General features: G+C 50.8%; 25 protein-coding genes. 12 read left to right on the forward strand and 13 right to left on the reverse strand.

What is annotated here, in order from left to right; genetic code table 11:
- Positions 1-159: 159 nt before the first annotated feature.
- The 5 genes from TK45_RS08340 to TK45_RS08360 all read left to right on the forward strand — a co-directional run bounded on the left by TK45_RS08340 (position 160) and on the right by TK45_RS08360 (position 3022).
- A complete protein-coding gene (locus tag TK45_RS08340) occupies positions 160-723 on the forward strand; it encodes a septation protein A (protein WP_131258193.1) in 564 nt (187 codons plus the stop codon).
- Positions 723-1022: a YciI family protein gene (locus tag TK45_RS08345; protein WP_131258194.1), complete on the forward strand. Its 300-nt coding sequence runs from the start codon at positions 723-725 to the stop codon at positions 1020-1022. Before TK45_RS08340 ends, TK45_RS08345 begins: the two co-directional genes overlap by 1 nt.
- A complete protein-coding gene (gene arfB / locus TK45_RS08350) occupies positions 1022-1441 on the forward strand; it encodes an alternative ribosome rescue aminoacyl-tRNA hydrolase ArfB (RefSeq protein ID WP_131258195.1) in 420 nt (139 codons plus the stop codon). The genes TK45_RS08345 and arfB overlap by 1 nt, the downstream gene beginning before the upstream one ends.
- Positions 1442-1690: 249 nt before the next feature.
- Positions 1691-2194, forward strand: a complete 504-nt coding sequence (locus TK45_RS08355) for a hypothetical protein (RefSeq protein WP_174719776.1) — start codon at positions 1691-1693, stop codon at positions 2192-2194.
- Positions 2195-2284: 90 nt separating this feature from the next.
- Complete coding sequence (locus tag TK45_RS08360; RefSeq protein ID WP_131258197.1) at positions 2285-3022, forward strand: NYN domain-containing protein; 738 nt, start codon at positions 2285-2287, stop codon at positions 3020-3022.
- A gap of 29 nt (positions 3023-3051) precedes the next feature.
- On the opposite strand, the gene TK45_RS08365 is transcribed toward TK45_RS08360, so the two are convergent.
- Positions 3052-3726 (reverse strand): 1-acyl-sn-glycerol-3-phosphate acyltransferase, encoded by a 675-nt coding sequence (locus TK45_RS08365; protein ID WP_131258198.1) that lies wholly within the window; start codon positions 3724-3726, stop codon positions 3052-3054.
- 173 nt (positions 3727-3899) lie between these two features.
- Between TK45_RS08365 and TK45_RS08370 the strand changes: the two genes are divergently transcribed.
- The 5 genes from TK45_RS08370 to TK45_RS08390 all read left to right on the forward strand — a co-directional run bounded on the left by TK45_RS08370 (position 3900) and on the right by TK45_RS08390 (position 7176).
- Positions 3900-4325 (forward strand): hypothetical protein, encoded by a 426-nt coding sequence (locus tag TK45_RS08370; protein WP_131258199.1) that lies wholly within the window; start codon positions 3900-3902, stop codon positions 4323-4325.
- Positions 4326-4437: 112 nt separating this feature from the next.
- Positions 4438-4884, forward strand: a complete 447-nt coding sequence (locus tag TK45_RS08375) for a glycine zipper 2TM domain-containing protein (RefSeq protein WP_131258200.1) — start codon at positions 4438-4440, stop codon at positions 4882-4884.
- A gap of 38 nt (positions 4885-4922) precedes the next feature.
- Positions 4923-5180, forward strand: a complete 258-nt coding sequence (locus TK45_RS08380; RefSeq protein WP_131258201.1) for a PepSY domain-containing protein — start codon at positions 4923-4925, stop codon at positions 5178-5180.
- Positions 5181-5182: 2 nt separating this feature from the next.
- Positions 5183-5857, forward strand: coding sequence for a response regulator transcription factor (locus TK45_RS08385; protein WP_131258202.1), 675 nt, complete (start codon positions 5183-5185; stop codon positions 5855-5857).
- Entirely contained in the window at positions 5854-7176 is a 1323-nt protein-coding gene (locus TK45_RS08390; protein ID WP_131258203.1) for an ATP-binding protein, read from the forward strand. Before TK45_RS08385 ends, TK45_RS08390 begins: the two co-directional genes overlap by 4 nt.
- Here TK45_RS08390 and TK45_RS08395 read toward each other — a convergent pair.
- Entirely contained in the window at positions 7157-8227 is a 1071-nt protein-coding gene (locus TK45_RS08395; RefSeq protein ID WP_131258204.1) for an AI-2E family transporter, read from the reverse strand. The genes TK45_RS08390 and TK45_RS08395 overlap by 20 nt on opposite strands.
- A 69-nt stretch (positions 8228-8296) precedes the next feature.
- On the opposite strand from TK45_RS08395, the gene folX reads away from it, so the two are divergent.
- Both folX and TK45_RS08405 read left to right on the forward strand, forming a co-directional pair.
- Positions 8297-8662 (forward strand): dihydroneopterin triphosphate 2'-epimerase, encoded by a 366-nt coding sequence (gene folX, locus TK45_RS08400; protein WP_131258205.1) that lies wholly within the window; start codon positions 8297-8299, stop codon positions 8660-8662.
- A gap of 17 nt (positions 8663-8679) precedes the next feature.
- Positions 8680-9594 (forward strand): TIGR01777 family oxidoreductase, encoded by a 915-nt coding sequence (locus TK45_RS08405; protein ID WP_131258206.1) that lies wholly within the window; start codon positions 8680-8682, stop codon positions 9592-9594.
- Here TK45_RS08405 and rimI read toward each other — a convergent pair.
- The 11 genes from rimI to TK45_RS08460 all read right to left on the reverse strand — a co-directional run bounded on the left by rimI (position 9578) and on the right by TK45_RS08460 (position 20586).
- Positions 9578-10681, reverse strand: coding sequence for a ribosomal protein S18-alanine N-acetyltransferase (gene rimI / locus TK45_RS08410; protein ID WP_254426574.1), 1104 nt, complete (start codon positions 10679-10681; stop codon positions 9578-9580). The two genes, TK45_RS08405 and rimI, sit on opposite strands and share 17 nt — an antisense overlap.
- Positions 10678-12135 carry a RimK family protein gene (locus TK45_RS08415; RefSeq protein WP_131258207.1) on the reverse strand — a complete coding sequence of 486 codons (1458 nt, stop codon included), beginning with the start codon at positions 12133-12135 and terminating at the stop codon, positions 10678-10680. Before TK45_RS08415 ends, rimI begins: the two co-directional genes overlap by 4 nt.
- A gap of 193 nt (positions 12136-12328) precedes the next feature.
- Complete coding sequence (locus TK45_RS08420) at positions 12329-13048, reverse strand: hypothetical protein (RefSeq protein ID WP_131258208.1); 720 nt, start codon at positions 13046-13048, stop codon at positions 12329-12331.
- The gene (locus TK45_RS08425; RefSeq protein ID WP_131258209.1) at positions 13045-13551 is read right to left on the reverse strand and encodes a DUF2878 domain-containing protein; all 507 of its coding nucleotides are present in this window, start codon (positions 13549-13551) and stop codon (positions 13045-13047) included. Before TK45_RS08425 ends, TK45_RS08420 begins: the two co-directional genes overlap by 4 nt.
- A 1-nt stretch (position 13552) precedes the next feature.
- Entirely contained in the window at positions 13553-14821 is a 1269-nt protein-coding gene (locus TK45_RS08430) for a cyclopropane-fatty-acyl-phospholipid synthase family protein (protein ID WP_131258210.1), read from the reverse strand.
- Between the two features lie 106 nt (positions 14822-14927).
- Entirely contained in the window at positions 14928-15713 is a 786-nt protein-coding gene (locus TK45_RS08435; RefSeq protein WP_131258211.1) for a DUF1365 domain-containing protein, read from the reverse strand.
- A complete protein-coding gene (locus TK45_RS08440) occupies positions 15710-16981 on the reverse strand; it encodes an NAD(P)/FAD-dependent oxidoreductase (RefSeq protein ID WP_131258212.1) in 1272 nt (423 codons plus the stop codon). Before TK45_RS08440 ends, TK45_RS08435 begins: the two co-directional genes overlap by 4 nt.
- Before the next feature lie 17 nt (positions 16982-16998).
- Positions 16999-17775 carry an SDR family oxidoreductase gene (locus tag TK45_RS08445; RefSeq protein ID WP_217350820.1) on the reverse strand — a complete coding sequence of 259 codons (777 nt, stop codon included), beginning with the start codon at positions 17773-17775 and terminating at the stop codon, positions 16999-17001.
- On the reverse strand, positions 17772-18203 hold the full coding sequence (locus TK45_RS08450; protein ID WP_131258213.1) for a nuclear transport factor 2 family protein: 432 nt from the start codon (positions 18201-18203) through the stop codon (positions 17772-17774). Before TK45_RS08450 ends, TK45_RS08445 begins: the two co-directional genes overlap by 4 nt.
- A gap of 3 nt (positions 18204-18206) precedes the next feature.
- Positions 18207-19637, reverse strand: a complete 1431-nt coding sequence (gene phrB, locus TK45_RS08455) for a deoxyribodipyrimidine photo-lyase (RefSeq protein ID WP_217350821.1) — start codon at positions 19635-19637, stop codon at positions 18207-18209.
- Positions 19627-20586, reverse strand: coding sequence for a DUF523 and DUF1722 domain-containing protein (locus TK45_RS08460; protein ID WP_131258214.1), 960 nt, complete (start codon positions 20584-20586; stop codon positions 19627-19629). Before TK45_RS08460 ends, phrB begins: the two co-directional genes overlap by 11 nt.
- Positions 20587-20597: the final 11 nt, after the last annotated feature.

Genomic DNA, 20597 nt, shown 5'->3' on the forward strand with positions numbered 1-20597 from the left:
ATCAATGTACTAGCTAATCACACCATAGTGCAAAATACGCGCATTCGCGTAGTTTGGATTTCCTCCGTTTATCGCTTTAAAACGTAACAAATCGCTACCACCTGCAGCGGCTAAAATTCTTTATGGTACACTGCCGCCAGATATTAAATGAGAGACTTTATGGCTGCGTTACTGGAATTCTTACCCCTGTTGATTTTCTTTGTGGTGTACAAGATGCAGGACATCTTTTGGGCCACAGGTGCACTGATGGCCGCCACCTTGTTGCAGTTGCTGATAACCTATTTCATGCACAAGAAAATCGAGAAAAAACAGTGGATTTTCTTTGCCATGGTGGTGGCGTTTGGTGCGTTAACCCTGGCGTTTCGCGATAAGACCTTCATTATGTGGAAACCAACGGCGGTATATGCATTATTCGCCATCGTATTGCTCGGTAGCCTGATAATGAAAAAGCCCATCATGGAGCAGATGATGGGCGAAGTGGTCAGCCTGCCTCACGCAGTCTGGGTCAGGATCACAGCGGCCTGGGGGCTATTTTTTATTGGCGCTGCCATTGCCAATGTGTATGTAGCACATCATATGAGTGAAGATGACTGGGTCAATTTTAAAGTGTTCTGGATGACCGGCTTTTCTATGGGCTTTATGATCCTGACTATTGCCTATTTATATCGCTACCTGCCTCAGGATGAGGTCAAACCCGCCGACACCGCAAAGGACGACAACTAATGTGGTACATGATTTACGCTGAAGACGTCGAAAACAGCCTGCAACAACGCATGGCGGCACGTCCGGATCATTTAGCACGACTAATGCAGCTAAGAGATCAGGGACGTTTGCTGATTGCGGGTCCCACGCCGGCGATTGACAACGAGGATCCGGGCCCGGCAGGGTTCAGTGGCTCTTTGTTGGTAGCGGAATTCGCCAGTTTGCAGGAGGCGCAGGCATGGGCCGATGATGACCCTTACATCAAGGCCGGTGTATATGCCCGCGTAACGGTCAAGCCCTATAAAAAAGTCCTGCCCTGATGGCACAATTGTTCTTAACCGACACCCTGTGGATTGATGATGCCGATATCGACTTATCGGCTATCCGTGCACAGGGATCCGGTGGGCAAAACGTCAACAAAGTCAGCAGTGCCATTCATCTGCGTTTTGACGTCGCCAAATCCAGCCTGCCGGAATATATGAAAGAGCGCCTGCTGGCAGTCAACGACTCACGCCTGACCAGCGACGGTATTTTTGTGCTCAAAGCCCAGCAATATCGTACGCAGGAACAAAATCGCGACGATGCGCTTGCCCGCCTGGGTGAATGGATCAGTGAAAACATTAAAGTGCAAAAGGCACGTAAAGCCACCAAACCCAGCCGCGCTGCAAAAGCAAAACGACTGGACAGCAAAAAACAGCACAGTGAACGGAAACAGCGGCGCCAAAAAGTAGATTTCTAAGCCAACAGGAGTGTAAGGATGCACTGGTTTATATTGATTAACGCAATACTGCTTATTTACCTGCGGGTAAAAAATATTTTCGTCTGGCTGGTATTGATCTACGCCATTCCGTTGTCAGCGCTGTTGTATTTTCTCCCTCCGGACGCAAACTGGTATTCCCATCCATTTTTCATCATTTGGCTGGTTTGCTATTTTATGACGCTCTATTCACAATCGTCACCACGCAAGCCAAGGTAATAAATCAGCAGCATGAATAGCAGCCAGTGGGAAAAGATTCAGTTAGAGCATCAGGCCAGTGACCTGTTTGCCCGGCTTTATCAGCAATGCTGCGGAAAAGCGGTCACCTTTATCACCCATAACGAACCGCGTAAACCCGACGTTTCAGTCAGCATCGCCAACCAGCCCATCGACATTGAAATCGCCCACCTGTATGGCAGTGAAACCGAAGCCAAGCTGATTTTAGGCAAGTCGTTGTCAGAGCAAACCTGCACCGAATTGCAGGCACTTGACGTGAACACCTCAGCAGATGAACGCCTGGTAAACGCGCTTAACCGTATTTTGCATAACAAGGCGCAGAAGTTTTACGACAGCGACACGGTTTGGCTGGTGATCCGCAATGCCCATCCAGACTGGAATGCGGACAGTGTGCGTGAACATCAGAGAGAGATCCACATTCCCTCCGCCCATCCGTTTGCACAAATCTGGTTGATTGGTGATTTGCAAGGTCACAGCGGCTTGGTGCGTCTGGCGTAAACACATACCTCCACACCTAATCTAATACCTGTCTTGGTAAGACTTGTAGGCTATGCTGGTGTTTCGTTACATCACACAGGATTCACTCTCATGGACAGAGAAAAGATTGCATTATTTATCGATGCCGACAACGCGCCTGCCAACAAAATCTCCGACGTTTTGGCCGAGCTCGCTAAGTTGGGGGTCGTCAACATTCGCAGAGCTTACGGAAATTGGAAGAATCCCAACCTAACAGGCTGGGAGGAAGTGCTGCACGACAATGCGATCAAACCAATACAACAGTTTGATCTCACCAAGGGCAAAAATGCCACCGACATCGCCATGGTGATTGATATCATGGACTTATTGCACACTCGCCAATTTGACGTAGTGTGCATTCTTTCCTCAGATTGTGACTTTACCCCACTGGCCACGCGCGTGCACGCGGAGGGCAAAAAGGTCATCGGTTTTGGTGAGCGCAAAACTCCCATGCCATTCGTAAATGCCTGCACCTCATTTTTATATCTGGATAGCCTCGAGCAAACGGACAGAGCACCAGAGAAAAAGCCGCAAAATCTGAATCAGGATACTCGTCTAATCCGTTTACTTCGTAGTGCTATTGTCGCAGTTCAAGATGATGATGGGTGGGCGAAACTAGGTCAAATTGGTCAACATATATCAAATCATTCTTCATTTGATCATCGAAATTATGGCTTTAACAAACTGAAAGATTTGTTCGGTGCGATTTCTTTATTCGAATTAAAAACAACCAACTGTAGTCAGATTTGGGTACGAGATAAAAAAGCGCTTAAAACGGGACATACCCAACCAAGCGGAAAAACGAAATAAAAAAAGCGCCTGATGGCGCTTTTTGTGCTTTACGGCACGCAATCCAGTAAGCGCCGATCCATATCGGCCATCACCCTGGCTTTAAAGCTGTTCTCATCGCGGGCATTGACCAGCGACTTGTAATGGTTGATATCCAGCACTTCCAAATTGGCATTGATGGTTTTAAACACTTTAGGGAACCAGTCACCCGGCGATTGGATATGGTGCAAACCGCCGCTGTAAACAAACAGCATTTTGCCACCATTGAGGCGTTCGAGAATTTCGGCCACGCCACCTCGAACACTCATGGGTTTACCAAATTTATCCAAGCCGTTGCGACGCTTCATCCGCCCTTCCGGCAGGATGGCGGTGATCACGTCCTGACTCACCGACTGCAAAAATGCCTCCCAGGATTCATCTTTTTTGCGGGTAATCGGAATCACGCCAGGCAACAGCGCTTTGAGAATTTTACCCGCCATGGGGCGCTGCATGGTGATATCGGCACCGGGTACAATGACCTTGTGTGCCACATCCCAAACAAAGTGCCAAGGTGCAAAACGAATAAACAACGGCTCGAACAAACTGGTGTGATTCAGAAACACCACTAACTTGACCTCTTTAAGTGCCGCTTCCTTTTCCGCACTCAGCCACTGTAATCGCCCACGGTAAAGCAAGTGCGACAGCACCTTTACCTTTGCCATTAACAGAAAGCTTAAAAACTTCATGAAAAAACCTCGTTGCTAACACGGCGCGGCATTTTACGTAATCCCCGATAAAACACCATCTTTCGCCGCCTGTTCGTCGATTTTCCGCGCATTAATCAATAGCACATTTTTCATCGAACGATTTTTAAACATTTTTTGCAAGCCGCCGATAACTTTTTGTGGGAGGACACACGATGTCAGTATTACGTTACTTAGCCGGTAGCGCTTTGCTGGTTGTTCTTTTAACTGGCTGCATGCATAACGAAGCCAGTTCCGGTGATAGCACGCGCGACAATGTTCCCTCAACATTTGTCCCACCGAACAGCGTTAAAGTCGTCAATGGGGCCTTACACGCCATCCTGACCAGAGGCGACTGGTTGTATCAGGGCGCTCGCGCACATGCAGGAGCCATCAACGCTTATGTTGAAGTGCCTGCGGCTATGCCTATGAACGATGAGCAAATGCGTGCTTATATAGAATTTGCATTATGCGGCCAATTGGAAACCCAGAGTTTCTGGCACAGATTGCAAAACACCCCTCTGCGGATCCATCTGCGTCGGGTTGGCTCGCCACAGGGAGTGGCAGCAACATGCCCCCGTCCAAATGAATCAGCAACCTGATAAACAGGGCCTACGGGCCCTTTTATTTTGTTCAGTGATTGCTTAGTTAAAGTTCAGCCGCGATTCATGCAATGCCCCCTAGTGTTGAGATGTACACACAGGAGGAAGCGTTATGCGCAAATTACTATTACCACTATTAGCCTTATTACCCCTGACCGCCGCTGCCCACGGTAGCCGAACTGAGTATGCACGGGTGATCGATGTTGAGCCGGTTTATCAGAAATACAGTTATCGGCAACAAGCCAACTGCTATGTGGGCCATGGCGATGCCGGTGCAACCATTGCCGGAGCTGTGATTGGCGCGGCCATCGGCCATGAAATCAGCGGTCACAAAGGGGGTTCAGTAGCCGGCGCCGTAATCGGTGGCAGCCTGGGTCATGAGCTGAGCCGTGATGGGGTTTGTCGTCAGGATAAGCGCTATCGTCGCCCGGTATTGACTGGCTACAACGTCACATACCGCTACCATGGTGATCTTTATACCCGCTTTATGCCAGAGCACCCTGGTCGTCATGTACAGATTGAGCATCGCCGTCACAAGCGTTTTGCCAATGCCCACTAAGCAGGTACACTGAGCAAAAAAAACGCTCGGGACACACTATGAAATTACGCGTTGCACTGTTGGTTTTGGTCTGCTTGATGTCATTTGGTCAGCCAGTGATGGCTGACCAGCAGGACAAGATAAGCCAGTCACAAGCCGTCAGTCTGGCACAGCGTCACACCAGTGGACGGATCCTGAAAGTCGAACAGTCCCGCGATAGCTACAAAATTAAAGTGCTCAAGGACAATGGTCGCGTCGTCACACTGAGAGTTGACAAGCAAACCGGCCGGGTAAGCGGCCCCAAAGATAAGGATTAAGCATGCGCCTGTTGTTAGTGGAAGACGATCCTAATTTGCTAACCCAACTAGACTCACAATTACGCCAGCAAGGCTATAGCGTCGACTTGGCCGATCAGGGCGAACACGGCTTGTTCCTGATCCAGGAATACCCCTATGACTTAGCCATCATCGACATTGGCCTGCCCAGAATCGATGGGCTGGAATTAATTAAACGGGCGCGCGCCAATTCGGTTAGTTGCCCTATTCTGATCCTGACCGCGCGGGATCGCTGGCAGGAAAAGGTCGAAGGCCTGGATGCTGGCGCGGACGACTACCTGACTAAGCCGTTTCACCATGAAGAATTATTTGCACGCATTAAAGCCTTGATACGCCGCTCTGCCGGACAGGCCAGTCCGTTACTGGAAAAGGGTCCCATCTGCCTGGATACGCGCGCTGGAGAAGTGCGTGTCGACGGCCACGCGGTTGAACTGACAGCCTATGAATATAAAGTGCTGGAATACCTGCTGATGAACCCGGATAAGGTGGTATCCAAAACCGAACTGACTGAGCATATCTACGATCAGGAATTCGACTTGGACAGTAACGTTATCGAAGTGTTTATTGGTCGTTTACGCAAAAAACTCGATCCAGAAAACACCTACAAACCTATCGAAACCCTGCGTGGGCGTGGATATCGTATAAACCGCCAATTATGAATTCACTGTCCCTGCGCGCCCGCACACTGGGCACGGCCCTGATTGTGTTACTGGTGTTTGTGCCCTTGCTGGCACTGACACTAGAGCGTGCGTTTAGCCAGAGTCTGCTGGATGCGACCCATGAGCAACTACGCCTGCAAAACCTTGGGCTGATTTCTGAATTCGACTTAAGCGACGGTGTAATCAACATGCCGCAGCAATTATTTAACGATGCATTGAACTTACCTGATTCTGGTACGGTGGCGTTTATTGCCATGCATATGCTGCCCGCGTGGCAATCGTCCTCTGCCGCTGGCTGGGCAGAGCCCCCTACGCTAAATCTTCCCCCCGTGGGCGGCGAAATGTTTCAACGTGTGAGCTTGCCGGCGGGTGACTATTTCCAGTTTAGCTATACCGCCAGTTTCGAAGATCAGAACATGCTGTTCCCGGTTACTTTCCATATTCTGAAAAACGCCCAGCTGTTTGACAATCAACTGGCCGAGTTTCGCACCCGCTTATGGAGCTGGCTGGGAGTTATCGTCGCACTACTGATTATTGTGCTGTTAGCATCATTGGGCGCTGCTCTGCGCCCGGTCGCCCGTTTAACCGAACAGGTCGGCGAAATTGAACAAGGCGAGCGAAAACGTCTTGCCGGACACTACCCACCGGAGCTGGAAACGCTAAAAACCAATCTCAATCAGTTACTGGACTCCCAGCAACATCAGCGTAGCCGCTATCGAAACAGCCTGTCGGACTTAGCTCATGCACTAAAAACCCCGTTAGCGGTGTTGTCTGGCACCGATAACTTACCTGATGCGGCCAAAGCCCCCATCGAGCAGATCAAACAACAAATTAACCGCCAGTTAAAACGTGCCGTCGCCAGCCGCGACGCCATCATGCACGAAGGATTTACAGTGGCTGACAGCTGCAACAAACTGGTCAATGCGATGGATAAAGTGCACGCCAACAAGCAGCTGAGTCTGCATCTGGATGTGGATGAAGACGCACGATTTTTTGGCGATTTGACGGATTTTTCCGAACTACTCGGGAATCTGCTGGATAACGCCTGCAAAGCAGCCAGCCAACAGGTACAGCTAACGGTTAAAAACCAGCATGGCTTGCTGGTACAGGTGGAAGATGATGGCCCCGGCATTGGCGAAGAACAACGTGAATGGTTACTGCAACGGGGTGTGCGATTGGATACCTATCAGGAAGGCCACGGCATCGGCATGGCTATCGTCAATGATCTGGTGCTGGCCTACGGCGGCGAACTCAGCATTGGCACCTCACGCTGGCAAGGTGCCTGTTTCACCTTAAAATTCAATCATCCTCAGGGCTAGTCGGAGCCGGTTCAGGCTGCTGTGCGGGCAGATTTTCTGAGCCCAGTAACATCGCCAGCCAGCGGCTTTCCTCGTTACTTTCCAGCGCGATTTTTACAATCATGGTCAGCGGTACAGATAACAACATACCCACCGCACCGAGTAACCAGCCCCAGAAAATTAAGCTAAGAAACACGACCAGCGTAGATAATCCCAGGCCCCGTCCCATATAGCGCGGTTCGATAATGTTGCCCATCACCATATTGATGGCCACATACCCCAGCGCCACCATGCCGGCTTCAGCTGCACCCAGTTGCACCAGTGCCAGCAACACCGGCGGTAACGCCGCGATAATCGAGCCGATATTTGGTACATAATTAAGTAAAAACGCCGCCACTGCCCACAGCATAAAGTGATCAACACCGATGATGTACAGCAGTAACCCCGCCAGAACACCGGTCAACAGGCTCACCCCGGTTTTTATCGCCAGATAGTTTTTAACCGACGCGAGAAAACGGTCAATGTGCTGCAATTTCATGGCCGGATCGTCCAGCGCAATGTGCACCTTGCGTGGAAAGCTGTCGGCTTCAAATAACATAAATACCACGGTCAGCAATATCAGCATAAAGTTGGTCATAACGCCGCCAACACCGGACAGTAAATTACTCACCACACTCATGGCCATGCCGGGATCCAGATAGCTGAGTAACTGGGATTTATCGATACGAATATCCAGCACCGTCAGGTAGTGGGTCAGCATGGCGAATTTATCGCCTAATTGTTGACGATACATGGGCAGTTTGGCGGAGAAATCGTTCATGGAGCGCCCCACCAACCCGGCCAGGAACATACCCATAATGACGATCAACAAAATCACCAGCACGATGGCCAGCCAACGGGGAATACGATGTCGTCCGGCCCAATCAATAAGTGGGTAACAGGATATGGCGATAAACACCGACATCAAAAATGGTACGATAATCGCGCTGGCGGTTTTCAGACCGGCCAGAATAATCACCACACTGGCCATTACCAGCAGGGTGCGAAGAGAAGAAGATGGGCTGATCTGCATAGAGTGTTTTTTCGTACATAGCTTAGGAACCACGTTATACTGTCGAAAAATCAAATTGTTAGCAAATTTATGAAGTTAGATCTCGCCACAATCAGAATTAAGAATCTGCGTCTGCGTACTTTTATCGGTATCAATGACGACGAAATTAAAAACAAACAGGACGTGGTGGTGAATGTGCGCATTCGTTATCGCGCCGAGCAAGCGACCGATTCTGACAATATGGATGACGCGCTGAATTATCGCACCATTACCAAGCGCATTATTGCCTTGGTGGAAAACAACCGCTTCTATTTGCTGGAAAAGCTCACTGCGGATGTTCTGGCCATTGCTGCGGAGCACGCCTGGGTAGAATATGCCGAAGTAGAAATCGACAAACCCCATGCTCTGCGTTTTGCCGATTCAGTATCTTTGAGCCTATCCTGCAATAAGGCATAACATTCGGAGCAACCCATATGGCGATTCTGATCACAGGCGGTACTGGGCTGATTGGCCGCGCCCTGATCACCCATATGCCGCAGCATGAATGGATCGTCCTCACCCGCCAGGGTGAAGCGGCACGGCACGAGGTGTTTCGCCACCTCACAGCCGTATCACTGCGCTTTATCCGCGACCTGTCTGAACTAGCCGACAACGAAGACATCAGTGCCATCGTCAATCTGGCCGGCGAGCCCATTGCCGATAAGCGCTGGAGCCACGAACAGAAACAGCGCATTGTCGATAGTCGAATCCGCACCACCAATGAACTGATTACCCTGATAGAACGGCTACAGCAAAAGCCGGATGTGCTGGTCAGTGGCTCGGCGGTTGGCTATTACGGACGTCAGGGGGCAAACCCGGTGACTGAGCAGGAACAGAATTGTTATGACGAGTTTAGTCATCATCTGTGCGCCATGTGGGAAGCGGCAGCCTTAAAGGCCAACGACTACGGTGTGCGGGTTTGCTTACTGCGAACCGGCATTGTACTTAGTGCAGATGGCGGAGCGCTGGCAAAAATGTTACCGCCGTTTAAGTTTGGTTTGGGTGGCCCGATGGCCAGTGGCAATCAATATATGCCCTGGATCCATATCGACGATATGGTCGATGCAATTCAATATCTTCTGCGTGAGTCACGCCTGCATGGTCCGTTTAATCTGTGCGCACCTAATCCAGTTACTAACCGCGCTTTCAGCCGGGCGCTGGCAAAGTCATTGCACCGCCCTTGCCTGTTTCCTATGCCAGAATTCATGTTGCGCTTACTGTTTGGTGAAATGGCCGACCTATTAATCTATGGGCAGCGCTGCATCCCTGAAAAACTCAGGGATGCAGGCTTTATTTTCAATTACGAGCGGGTTAATGATGCGTTAAACGCGATTAACGGGACAAAATAATCGCGGTACGCAGACGGCTGCTGCCAAACTGCGACATTTTTTCAAAATCCTGACGAGCGATGGGTATGTACTGACAATCCAGCGGATCCTGATGTTTATCATCTGGATCCGGGTCATGCAGATAAAAACATTTTTCATCCACACCACTGACCACTACCCAATGAGGCGCCTTTTTGCTGTCCAGCCTGAAGGTACTGATCAGCACCAACACCACTTCCCCATCACGGCAGGCGTCAGCAATACGCTCCTGAGTAATGTTGGCGTATTCCACATCAATATGTAACGCCGCCGCTTCCTGTTCGTAGTCTTCATGTACCTTAGCGATAATCGCTTTTTTGTCGGTATCACGGACACCATCCACGAACAGGGGTTGCGTCTGATTGATCCAGACCTCGGCATTAAAATTACGCCGCACCGCCGCAATCGCCAGTCCCAACGGATGACAGCCACCATGGCCAGAGGTCATAAAAATGGTGGTCGCTTCGCGCCAGATGACCAGTTCATCACTGACAGTATGCACACGCTGTTTATCCAGCGCGCCCATGGCCATCATTAATGCCGCGGGGCCACAGGTAAAGTCGGTGGTTTGCCGGTACCAGGGCACCTGCGCCGTCATACTCTGTGCTTGCGGGGTCCGGATTTGTTTTTGCATCCGCAACGCGTCGGCATGATCTTCATAGTAATCATGCAACAGACCAAACTCGCGATAGCCAAACTTTTTGTACAGGCTGATAGCACCATGATTGTGCAGGTTAACTTCCAGGCGCAAATACAACGCACCATGCTCTATGGCGCCTTTTTCCGCATCCTTCATTAACTGTGACGCAATTCCACGCCCCTGCATGTCCGGATCCACCGCAATCGAATATAACCGGGCTAAGCGGGTACCCCGATGAAACAGTACCAGCGCATACCCAACCAGCTGACCATTGCATTCAGCCACCTCGAACACCGCATGATTGTGTTCGATAAAGCGTTTCATACTGCGCCGACTCATGCGGTCGGTTTTAAAGCATTTCGCCTCTAACGCCAGTAACTGCTCAAGATGCTGTTTTCCGGCGCTGAGGTAATTCACGCTATCGCTCACTGCGCTTTACCACGCATTTCAAGACGATTAGCAAATTCCTGCATAATCAGCATATACAGCTCATTACCCAGATATTTGTCTTCCACACCATGGTCGATGCTGGGGTTATCGTTAACCTCAATCACATATACGTGATTGTCTTTTTGCTTGATATCCACCCCGTACAGACCCTTGCCTATCATGGCACAGGCTTTTAACGCGGCATCCAGCACCTGTCTTGGCACTTCAAAGGTTGGCAGGGTTTCAAAGCCACCAGTACTAAAACGCTTCGAACCGTGGTTATAGATCTGCCAGTGTTTGCGCGCCATATGATAGCGACAGGCGTAAATCGCCCGGCCATTTAACACGCCGATACGCCAGTCATACTCGGTGTAGAGGAATTCCTGCACCAATACCAACGCGCTGACGTCCAGTAATTCCAGCAGTTTGGCGCGCAGCTCTGCACGGTCATCCACTTTGAAAACACCGCGGGAGAAAGACCCTTCCGGCAATTTTAATACCATCGGATAGGTAAAATTCTGCTCCAGACGATCCAGCTCTGCATCATCGGCACCAATGGAAACCATGGTCTTAAGCGACGGTACTTTGTTGTAGCTAAAGGCATCGTGCAAAAACACTTTATTACAACAGCGCAGAATCGAAGTCGGATCGTCAATCACCACCAGGCCTTCCTGCTCTGCTGCACGGGCGATGCGATAGGTATGATGATCAATCGCTGTGGTTTCGCGAATAAATAGCGCATCGTATTCAGCAATCTGCCCCGCCTCTTTGTGGCTGATGGTTTCTGCATGAATCCCCAGCTTGGAGGCCGCTTTAATAAAACGTTTGATCGCGTCAGCATCGCTGGGCGGCGATGGTTCGTCATCATTAACTAAAATCGCCAGTTCCCAACGCGGCTTGCGTTTAGTGGCCGAGGTGCGCCATACATCGCGGGTAAAGCGTTGCATACGGGTAACAAATGCGGCTTGTTCCTGCTCTGGCACATCATGTAATGCCGCACTTTGTACATTGGCCGCCACGCCATCGGCATCGCGACGCAAGGTTACACGCAAGATCGGCGCAGGAAATTGTTCAAATGCCTGACGAGACACCCGTTTAAACGCCTCGTTGGATGACCAGCCAAAAAACACCCACAGGGTCAGTTCATCGGTCAGTTTGGCGCTTTGTTCGGCAGATAGGTTAATCAGCAGGCTGTTGCGTACCTGCTCGGCGTTACGAATGTCGTTGATGCATGCCAGTCCCGGTAAAACCCGGTGCTGACGCGCTTCTGCCAATAATGAACAGTAATAGCCGCGACTCAGGTACTGGCTGGTATCGCACAGGTTAATTACCCGGGTTTTTGGCTCATTTACTTTCGGATATTGAGCGAGATATTGATCAAAGCTGAGTACTTCAGCGTCCTGTACTTCATTCAGTAACTGGGGATGATCGGCAACAATAAGTGTTTTGGTCATGAATTCCACATAAAAAATTGTGACTAACTTTACGCCCTAAAGCCTAGTCGGCTTTCGGTGAGACCCCAACCTGTTTTGCGTCAGACTGCTCGCTGACAAGGGGGATTATTGAGGAACGGCAGAATCCGCAATGAATGTGCGTATTCTGCAGTAAATTTAGCAAGTTACAATGGGTTGAGGGGCGTGCAAGCAACTATTTTTTATCTGCGTTTTGCGGGTACATATAACGGATACTGGCGAGGTAATTTTTGCCTTTTAATTTGCTGTGATCACCCTGCTCAATATTGGTTAAACCACGGTATTCCAGCAGACGTTGTTGGGAGTCATACAGCAGTGTGATCGGGTCAACCACCAGCGACACTAAAAAGCTGTCCGGTGCTAATTTTAGTTCCACTTGCTGTTGATTGCTGCTGACCAACTTCAAAGAAAAATCGACCAATTCACCCCGGTCAATCGGGAAAAATGCGAAGTGCAGTTTTTCTCCGTCAAGCAGACGCTGCCAGTTATCTTTAACAAAGCGATCAAAGCCCGCATCGACCACCACAGGACGCTTGCGCGGATAGTCGACCACCTTTACATCACTTTTACCCGGGCGCAGATGCTCGACCCGGATACCATCTTGCTCCGGTGTAGCGCGGGTGCGCACGCCACTGCGCAGATCGGTGAAATCAATGGACGGCATGCCGGGCTTATCACTGTAGGTAATGGACTTGGTGGCAAACACCTGTCCATTGGGATAGCGGTACTCCACCTCGGCACGCAGATTTCGGCCATCTTCGCCCTGCTCTATTTTGTAGTGCTCGCTGTAAACCGGCTGCTGCTTATCCAGGCTAACGGCATTGCCATCAATCAGGATATTTGCCTGCGCCCCTGCTGAAATCAGCAAGACACCGGCGAGTAAGATCCTTTTCAAAGCGAACAACTCCTTGCTGGCCGGCTCAGATACCAGCCGAAAAACGCCCAAAGTGGCACAAGATACCATAACCAGTGTTCACTTAACTGTACGGCACCGAGGGCTGCACCGGCCCGGTAAGATAACGGTGCCAACAGGGCGCACATCAGCACAAACCAGCGGGGTTTGGTGACAAAACGTTTAAGGGAGACAGGTAATGTGAGTAAAAAACCAAGCCAAATGATGGCCAGGAACAGCGGTAAACCGGCGATTTGCATCTCCAGTTGTCTGGCTTCAAACGCGAACACGCCAAACCCGTGCAACATGGCATCCATAAAGCCGCCGAGCAAAAATGCCGGGATCAGGGGCGCTAATACTTGCCACGGGCGTTCGCTGATCACAATGACGTGTACCAGCATCAGGCCAAGTGGCAGCAACGCCCATTGCCAGCCAGACAATATCGCGGCAAACCACAGGCCCTGAAATAGCAGGGCATTGATTACGACATCACGCCAATGAGGCATATCAGGCTCGACTCAATACTTCCTGTTTGTGCCGGGGTTTGGCAAAAATCAGATGGCTGACACCGATAGAGCGTTCTTTAAACCCGCCCTCGCAGTAGCGCAGGTAATATTCCCACATGCGAATAAATTCATCGCTGTAGCCCTGTGCCTTAATGCTTTCGGCCCGTTGCATAAAGCGCTGACACCAGGCATTCAGCGTCATTGCGTAGTGCTCGGCAAAGTCCTGCAGGTGCACCAGACGCAAATCCGTTTTCTCGCGCACCGCATCCATAATCGCGCTGACAGACGGTAAACCGGCACCGGGGAAGATATATTTCTGGATAAAATCCACGTCTTTTTTGTATTGCTCAAAACGCTGGTCGGTAATGGTAATTGCCTGGATCAGCATAGTGCCTTCTGGTTTGAGCAAGGATGCGCATTTATTGAAGTAAGTGGGATAGTACTGCCAGCCAACCGCTTCGATCATCTCGATGGACACCAGCTTATCGTACTGACCATCCAGCTTACGGTAATCCTGTTGAAGCAGAGTGATTTTATCGCCGAGGCCGGCCTCTTCGATGCGTTGTTTGGCCAGTTGATATTGCTGCTGAGAAATAGTGGTAGTGGTTATCCGACAGCCATATTCACGGGCAGCGAAAATCGCAAAACCACCCCAACCAGTACCGATTTCGACAATATGATCCGATGCCTGCACACCGAGCTTTTCACAAATGGTACGTAGCTTGTGCTCCGATGCTTCCTGCATACTGGCATCGGCGCGGGGAAAGATCCCGGAAGAATACATCATGGTCGGATCCAGGAAGGTGGCGAACATGCTGTTACCCAAGTCATAGTGGGCTGCCACATTGCGACGCGCGCCCTTTTCGGTATTGCGCTTGAGATTGTGCAGGAGTTTCATCAACGGTTTCTGAATCACCGTCCAGCCGCTGTCCATTTTGTCCAGCACATCCATATTGCGCACAAACAGCTGGATTAACTGAGTGAGTTTGTCACACTCCCAATCGCCGGTCATATAGGCTTCAGCTGCGCCAACACTGCCACCGAAGGCAATATCCACATAACTGCCCGGGTCTTTGATTATCAACTCAACCTGCAACTCGGCATGCTGCTCCAGCGGTTGACCGAACACATGACGCTGCTCGCCCTCGATAACGATTAACGTGCCAGTGTGTAATTGCTGCAGACGTTTGAATAACAGGTTCCGTGCCAGTGACGCGAGCCAGCCGCTGTTGGCGCCACTAATTGGTTGTGCGTTGATTTGCGCAGACATCCCTACTCCCAGGATTTATAAGCTATTGATAACTCTAGCCTATACGCCAGAAAAGCTAACTTTAGATCAGGAACAAAGTAGAAAAAAATACAAATATTTTTTGCTATCAGGGATGATCGTAAATGGGCGTGCGCTTAAACCACAACTTCAGGGCCTGCCAATAAATGCCCCACACCACCTGCACTGTCATCAATGGCTGGCGCCAGGCAAAGCGTGACAACTGTTCAATTGGCGCTAATTGCATCGCCATGGTGGCATCAAAGTGCTTTTCATTACCCTCACCCTGAAGGTGATTTTCAATATGCACGAACAGTTGTTTCCCAGGTGCACTGACACGCCACTGGTAGTCCATCTGCATCGGATTAAAGGGCGATACATGGAACACCTTGTGACAACGAAAATGCTGCTGATGACCATGATCGGTACTTTGCACATCGCCGATACTGCCCTGCATCGGCAACACGTAGGCATGACGCTCGTTCCAGGGCGTATTACCCACGTCCGCCACAATGGTTTGCAGTTGGTTGGTGGCATCGAAGCAGTAATACAGGGTGATGGGGTTAAACACTATGCCCAGATATCGAGGCTGGGTCAGCATACACACCCGCTGCCAGTCTGGTAGCGCAGTATCGTGCCTGCGATAAAAGTCGGCGGCTTTCGCCAGTACCGCCTGCTTTAAATCTTCGCCGCCACTGCGCAGGTAATCCTTGCGCCACCAACTGATCAGGTTGGCACGGTTAACGCCAAACCAGCGCACCTGCTTATCCAATGCGGGTAATTCATCCAAGTCCAGATACAACATATACAGCGGGTAACTGAAGCTGTGTCCGTGGGGCACAAAACGCCGGTGACGGACTTCGCCGTGATAAATTCCGCTGTTGAACTGACTCACAAGCTGATCCCAAAGGCCTCAGCCACGCGCAACGCAGAATTGACGCCATCTTCATGGAAACCATTAAACCAATAGGCACCACAATAATGACTACGCTGCTTGCCGCTGATTTCACTGTGGCGAGCCTGCGCCAGCATGCCGTCTGCGGTAAACACCGGGTGGCTGTAACGAAATCTATTGATGACTTTGGCCGGATCAATTTCGTTACTGCGATTTAGCGTGACCAAAATGGGCTCCGACGTTTCACCGAAATTCTGCAATAAATTCATATAGTAAGTCAGCATGGCACAATCCGGGGTGCGCTGTGGAATATGGTAATTCCAGCTAGCCCACGCCAATTTACGCTTAGGCATAAACCGTCGGTCTGTATGCAGCACCACATCATTCATCTGATACGGTATTGCGCCCAAAATCGCCTGTTCGGCTTCACTGGGGTTGGCTAACATGGCCAGAGCCTGATCCGAGTGACAGGCAAACACAACCTGATCGAAGCGTTCTGCACCGCGACTTGAATGCAGGGTCACCCCATCCGCATCGCGCTCGACGCGGCTGATTGGGCAATTGAGGTAAATTTGTTGTCGATATGGCGCAGTGATTGGCGCCACATAACTGTGCGAGCCACCGGTTAATACCCGCCACTGGGGACGATTATTCACGCTTAGCAAGCCATGGTTTTTGAAAAAGCGCAGGAAAAAACGCAACGGAAACGACAGCATCATGTCATAGGACGCAGACCAGATCGCCGCTCCCATTGGCACGATGTAAAAGTAGATAAACTCGTGGCTGTAGTTATGCTCACGGAAAAACTCGCCGAGGGTTTGCTCCTGTTCAAAAGCATCGGCTTCCACCAGCGCCAGCGACTGCTTATTAAAGCGCAGGATATCGCGGATCATGCGCCAAAACTTAGGGCGAAACAGATTACGGCGCTGGGCAAACAGGCTGTTGAGGTTATTGCCATTGTATTCCAGCCCGGTATTTTCACAGCGCACACTAAAGCTCATATTGGATGCTTCTGTCTGCACGCCGAGTTGTTCCATCAGGCGAATAAAATTGGGATAGGTCCAGTCGTTATACACAATGAAACCGGTGTTCACCGGCAGGATTCGCCCATCAATTTCCACCGATTGGGTGTGAGTATGCCCACCAATGTAGTCATTGGCTTCATACACATGCACGTCGTGTTGACGGCTAAGCAGATAGGCGCTGGTCAGGCCGGCGATACCGCTACCAATGACTGCGATTTTTTGTTGTTGTGAGTCCGTCTGCATACTGCATCCTGTCAAAATTAAGAGTGAAGTCTGGAGCTTTTGGTGGTTAATGCAAAGCGCCAGCGAATCGGTAACGCGTTTAACCCCTTCAGCAGCCAGGTTAGGCGCCGCGGAAAATGAATATCGAAGCGATTGCCGCGTAAACCGCTGGCAATCCGCTCAGCTGCCTCTTCTGCGCTAAGTAAAAACGGCATGGGGAAATCGTTCTTGTCGGTTAGTGGGGTTTTCACAAAGCCCGGACTCACCATGCGCACATCGATGCCCAGATGAATCAAATCGTTATAAATGCTCTCGGCAAAGTAACGCAATGCCGCTTTAGATGCACCATAGGCGGCCGCACGCGGTAAGGCCAGATAGGTCACGCTGGACCCCACAAACACCAGCTGTGGTGTGCGGCCCTGCTTGACGCTCTCCAGTAACAGCGGCAACACCTGATTAGTTAACGCGGTGATGGCGAGAAAATTAGTCTGTAACACCCGCTCAATGGCGTCCTGTTCCAACGCATCGCCATTCATATATTCACAGGTGCCAGCATTAAACACTACCCTGTCCACGCAGCCATAGGTTTCCTTCACCTGCGCCACAACCCCGTCACATTGTGCGCTATCAGTAATATCCAGCGGGAGTGCAACACGCTCGCCTTTGGCTGTGCTGGCGGCAATTTGTTCGAGCTTATCTGCGCTTCGCGCCGACATCAGCAAGGTATGATTGGGCTTATCCAACGCGTCGGTTAACGCTTCACCAATGCCAGAGGACGCCCCGATTAACCAGGTCAAGGTTGTGGATTGCATCATGCCAGCCTGCTTTTCAGTTTACGGATAACGGAGCCGAGCACAGGCACGTGCTCATACAAGAGTTTGCCACCGTCGAAAAAATCCCGATGGTAGGTGATTTTGTCGTCGAATCTGAGCAAGGACGCGCCCTCAACTGAGATATTTTTACCCCCGCGCAGGCGTGGGTGAGCGTAGTCCATGGTCCAGGTCAACATGGCTTCATTATTCTGGCTAATGCAACGTTCAAAGTTAAAGCGGCAATAACTGAGGTTCTGATACAAATTCGCACAGTAATCACAAAATGCGTCTGTGCCCTCAATGCGATGAAAACTATCCTCAAATACCATATTCGGCGCATACACCGCCTCAATCAGGCCACTGTGGCAATTACTGGCATTGAGCTGCTGAAACATTGTCTGTAACTGGCTCACTATCACCGGCGTGGACATGCGTTACTCCTGTTGCGAGGCGTTGAGTTCCTTAAACCAGGCTTTGGTTTGCGCAACGGCACTGGCGTGATCCACCATAGGTGCGGGGTAACCAAAACGTTTTGCCAAGTCGGCCGACGGCATATGAATTTTTTTGGCGTCGAACTTAGCTATTTCCGGAACATAGTTACGGATAAAATCCCCTTTTGGATCAAAACGTTCTGATTGCGTAACCGGATTAAAAATCCGGAAATATGGCACCGCATCACAGCCGGTTGAGGCGCTCCATTGCCAGCCACCATTATTTGATGCCAAATCGCCATCCACCAGCTTTTGCATAAAGTAACGCTCACCCCAACGCCAGTCGATAAACAGGTGCTTGGTCAGGAACATCGCTACGATCATGCGTAGTCGATTGTGCATCCAGCCGGTTTGATTCATCTGGCGCATGGCCGCATCCACGATGGGATAGCCCGTGTTGCCCTCACACCAACGCTGAAATTTGTCTTCGTCGTGCTTCCAGGGTAAGCGGTCGGTATCGGATTTAAACGCCTTGTGCTTACACAAATCCGGATATGCCACCAATAAATGGCGATAAAAATCGCGCCAAATCAGTTCATTGATCCAGGTGACAATGCCCTCGTTGCCGCTATCCAATTCGCCATTATTTTCAGCCAGCGCGGCGCGTAAACACTGCATGGTGCTGAGTGCACCGACGGCCTGATACGCCGATAAACGACTGGTATTATCCTGTGCAGGAAAATCGCGGGTCTGTTTGTAATCCCGGATGGCTTCGTGCACAAAACGCTGCAATTGTTGCTGCGCCAGTTGTTCACCGGCGGGCCAACGCTCAAGCCAGCTATTGTCCACGTCCAGATTATCCAGTGCCTGAAGATCACTGTTCATATCTACTTTTTGCTGGGCATCCGGCGCAGCGTAATACGGCCGCAGAATATCCGGGGCGGCTTTATACAGCGCCTTTTTAAACGCGGTAAACACCTTATAGAACTCGCCACTGCCAGTACGAATAGACCCGGGTACCGTCAGGACCTGATCATGCTCACTGCGCACCGCCACGCCCAACGATTTCATGCGTTTGGTGACCTGGCGAGACAAGCCCATCTCATTAACTTCGTATTCGTGGTTGTAATAAAGCTGTTGAATATCGTGTTGTTTTACCAGCGCCGCTAATGCATCCGGAATATCCGCAAACAGCGGGCAATCGAGCACGAGCAAGGGCACATTCAGTTGCGCCAGCGAGTCAGCGAGATCACGCACCTGCGCGACCAGCAGGGCTTTTTTCGCCGGCGAGATATCATGTTGCTGCCACTGTTTTTCAGTGGCACAAAACACCGCCAGCACCGGGCCATTTTGCATTGCCAGGTGCAAGGCAGGGTTATCGGCCACACGCAGGTCTGCGCGAAACCACATTAAGCTTTGTGGCTTAGATGGCATTTTGTAACCCCAGCTCCTGTGGATAAGGCTCCCACACCGCTAAACGCTTGGCACACTGATATTTCTGCATAAAGAAGCGCAGCGTCGACATGGGTGCCACCAGCGGGATGCTGCCCTGCTTATATTGCTCAATCAGCTGGTCGGCATATTGACGCTCGTCTGTCGTCATCCAGCGTTTCATATAGTGCACCATGCGCGTCATGGCATAGGCATGGTGTTTGACACCGATAACCTTGCTAAGCGCCCGCATAAAGTCCTCGATATACCGCTGTGCAAGTTCCTCGAGCGACACATTGTGTGGATCAGCAAGTAGTTTGCCCAATTGGCGCAGAATCACCTGATCATGGGCGCGCAGGGTCATTTTATAGCGATAATGAAAATCGGTGAGTTGGCGCACGGACAGATTCGGCATAATTTCGGTTTGCCATTCATGATAGGCGTACACCTGAGCAAAAAAGTGCTCACGTAGCTTGGCATCGTTCAGGCGCCCCGCCTCAGTAATGGGCAGCAGCGGTAGGTGTTTACGCAGTGCGCGCACAAACAGGCCATCATCCGAGCGCAAAGGCCCACCTTTAATGCCATACACCTTGGCGCTGCCAAGGCCGCAGGTCGGTGACTTTTGCATAAAAATAAAGCCACTGGCATCTCGCATGCCGGCCGCGACTTTGGCTGCATAGGCTTCAATCGCCGGTGCATGGTCATCTTTCGGTTCGTGGGTCTCGACCAGGGTTAACTGGTTATCCCGCTCGACAATCCGGATAGCTGGACGGGGAACCGGCAGGCCAATTGCCACCTCCGGACAAAATGGCCGATAGCGGAAATAGGCGCTTAAAGTGTCCATGCAATATTTGGAACGTTTGTGGCTGGCGTTGTAGCGCACTTCCTGGCCTGCTACACAGGCGCTGATACCAATTATGGGCTTGTTGGCGTTGTCGATAGGTTGTTGCATACAGCTTCCTC

Origin of the sequence: Bowmanella sp. JS7-9, assembly GCF_004329715.1 — a bacterium.
GTDB lineage: Bacteria > Pseudomonadota > Gammaproteobacteria > Enterobacterales > Alteromonadaceae > Pseudobowmanella > Pseudobowmanella zhangzhouensis.

What these genes read in the sequence shown, in the direction of transcription:
- TK45_RS08395 (WP_131258204.1), bottom strand. Translation starts at nt 8,227, where the DNA reads ATGCAGATCAGCCCATCTTCTTCTCTTCGCACCCTGCTGGTAATGGCC.
- phrB (WP_217350821.1), bottom strand. Translation starts at nt 19,637, where the DNA reads ATGCCATCTAAGCCACAAAGCTTAATGTGGTTTCGCGCAGACCTGCGT.
- TK45_RS08380 (WP_131258201.1), top strand. Translation starts at nt 4,923, where the DNA reads ATGAAATTACGCGTTGCACTGTTGGTTTTGGTCTGCTTGATGTCATTT.
- TK45_RS08450 (WP_131258213.1), bottom strand. Translation starts at nt 18,203, where the DNA reads ATGTCCACGCCGGTGATAGTGAGCCAGTTACAGACAATGTTTCAGCAG.
- arfB (WP_131258195.1), top strand. Translation starts at nt 1,022, where the DNA reads ATGGCACAATTGTTCTTAACCGACACCCTGTGGATTGATGATGCCGAT.
- TK45_RS08405 (WP_131258206.1), top strand. Translation starts at nt 8,680, where the DNA reads ATGGCGATTCTGATCACAGGCGGTACTGGGCTGATTGGCCGCGCCCTG.
- TK45_RS08375 (WP_131258200.1), top strand. Translation starts at nt 4,438, where the DNA reads ATGCGCAAATTACTATTACCACTATTAGCCTTATTACCCCTGACCGCC.
- TK45_RS08355 (WP_174719776.1), top strand. Translation starts at nt 1,691, where the DNA reads ATGAATAGCAGCCAGTGGGAAAAGATTCAGTTAGAGCATCAGGCCAGT.
- TK45_RS08425 (WP_131258209.1), bottom strand. Translation starts at nt 13,551, where the DNA reads ATGCCTCATTGGCGTGATGTCGTAATCAATGCCCTGCTATTTCAGGGC.
- TK45_RS08360 (WP_131258197.1), top strand. Translation starts at nt 2,285, where the DNA reads ATGGACAGAGAAAAGATTGCATTATTTATCGATGCCGACAACGCGCCT.
- TK45_RS08440 (WP_131258212.1), bottom strand. Translation starts at nt 16,981, where the DNA reads ATGCAGACGGACTCACAACAACAAAAAATCGCAGTCATTGGTAGCGGT.
- TK45_RS08370 (WP_131258199.1), top strand. Translation starts at nt 3,900, where the DNA reads ATGTCAGTATTACGTTACTTAGCCGGTAGCGCTTTGCTGGTTGTTCTT.
- TK45_RS08445 (WP_217350820.1), bottom strand. Translation starts at nt 17,775, where the DNA reads ATGATGCAATCCACAACCTTGACCTGGTTAATCGGGGCGTCCTCTGGC.
- TK45_RS08345 (WP_131258194.1), top strand. Translation starts at nt 723, where the DNA reads ATGTGGTACATGATTTACGCTGAAGACGTCGAAAACAGCCTGCAACAA.
- TK45_RS08365 (WP_131258198.1), bottom strand. Translation starts at nt 3,726, where the DNA reads ATGAAGTTTTTAAGCTTTCTGTTAATGGCAAAGGTAAAGGTGCTGTCG.
- TK45_RS08340 (WP_131258193.1), top strand. Translation starts at nt 160, where the DNA reads ATGGCTGCGTTACTGGAATTCTTACCCCTGTTGATTTTCTTTGTGGTG.
- TK45_RS08460 (WP_131258214.1), bottom strand. Translation starts at nt 20,586, where the DNA reads ATGCAACAACCTATCGACAACGCCAACAAGCCCATAATTGGTATCAGC.
- TK45_RS08415 (WP_131258207.1), bottom strand. Translation starts at nt 12,135, where the DNA reads ATGACCAAAACACTTATTGTTGCCGATCATCCCCAGTTACTGAATGAA.
- TK45_RS08385 (WP_131258202.1), top strand. Translation starts at nt 5,183, where the DNA reads ATGCGCCTGTTGTTAGTGGAAGACGATCCTAATTTGCTAACCCAACTA.
- TK45_RS08430 (WP_131258210.1), bottom strand. Translation starts at nt 14,821, where the DNA reads ATGTCTGCGCAAATCAACGCACAACCAATTAGTGGCGCCAACAGCGGC.
- TK45_RS08390 (WP_131258203.1), top strand. Translation starts at nt 5,854, where the DNA reads ATGAATTCACTGTCCCTGCGCGCCCGCACACTGGGCACGGCCCTGATT.
- folX (WP_131258205.1), top strand. Translation starts at nt 8,297, where the DNA reads ATGAAGTTAGATCTCGCCACAATCAGAATTAAGAATCTGCGTCTGCGT.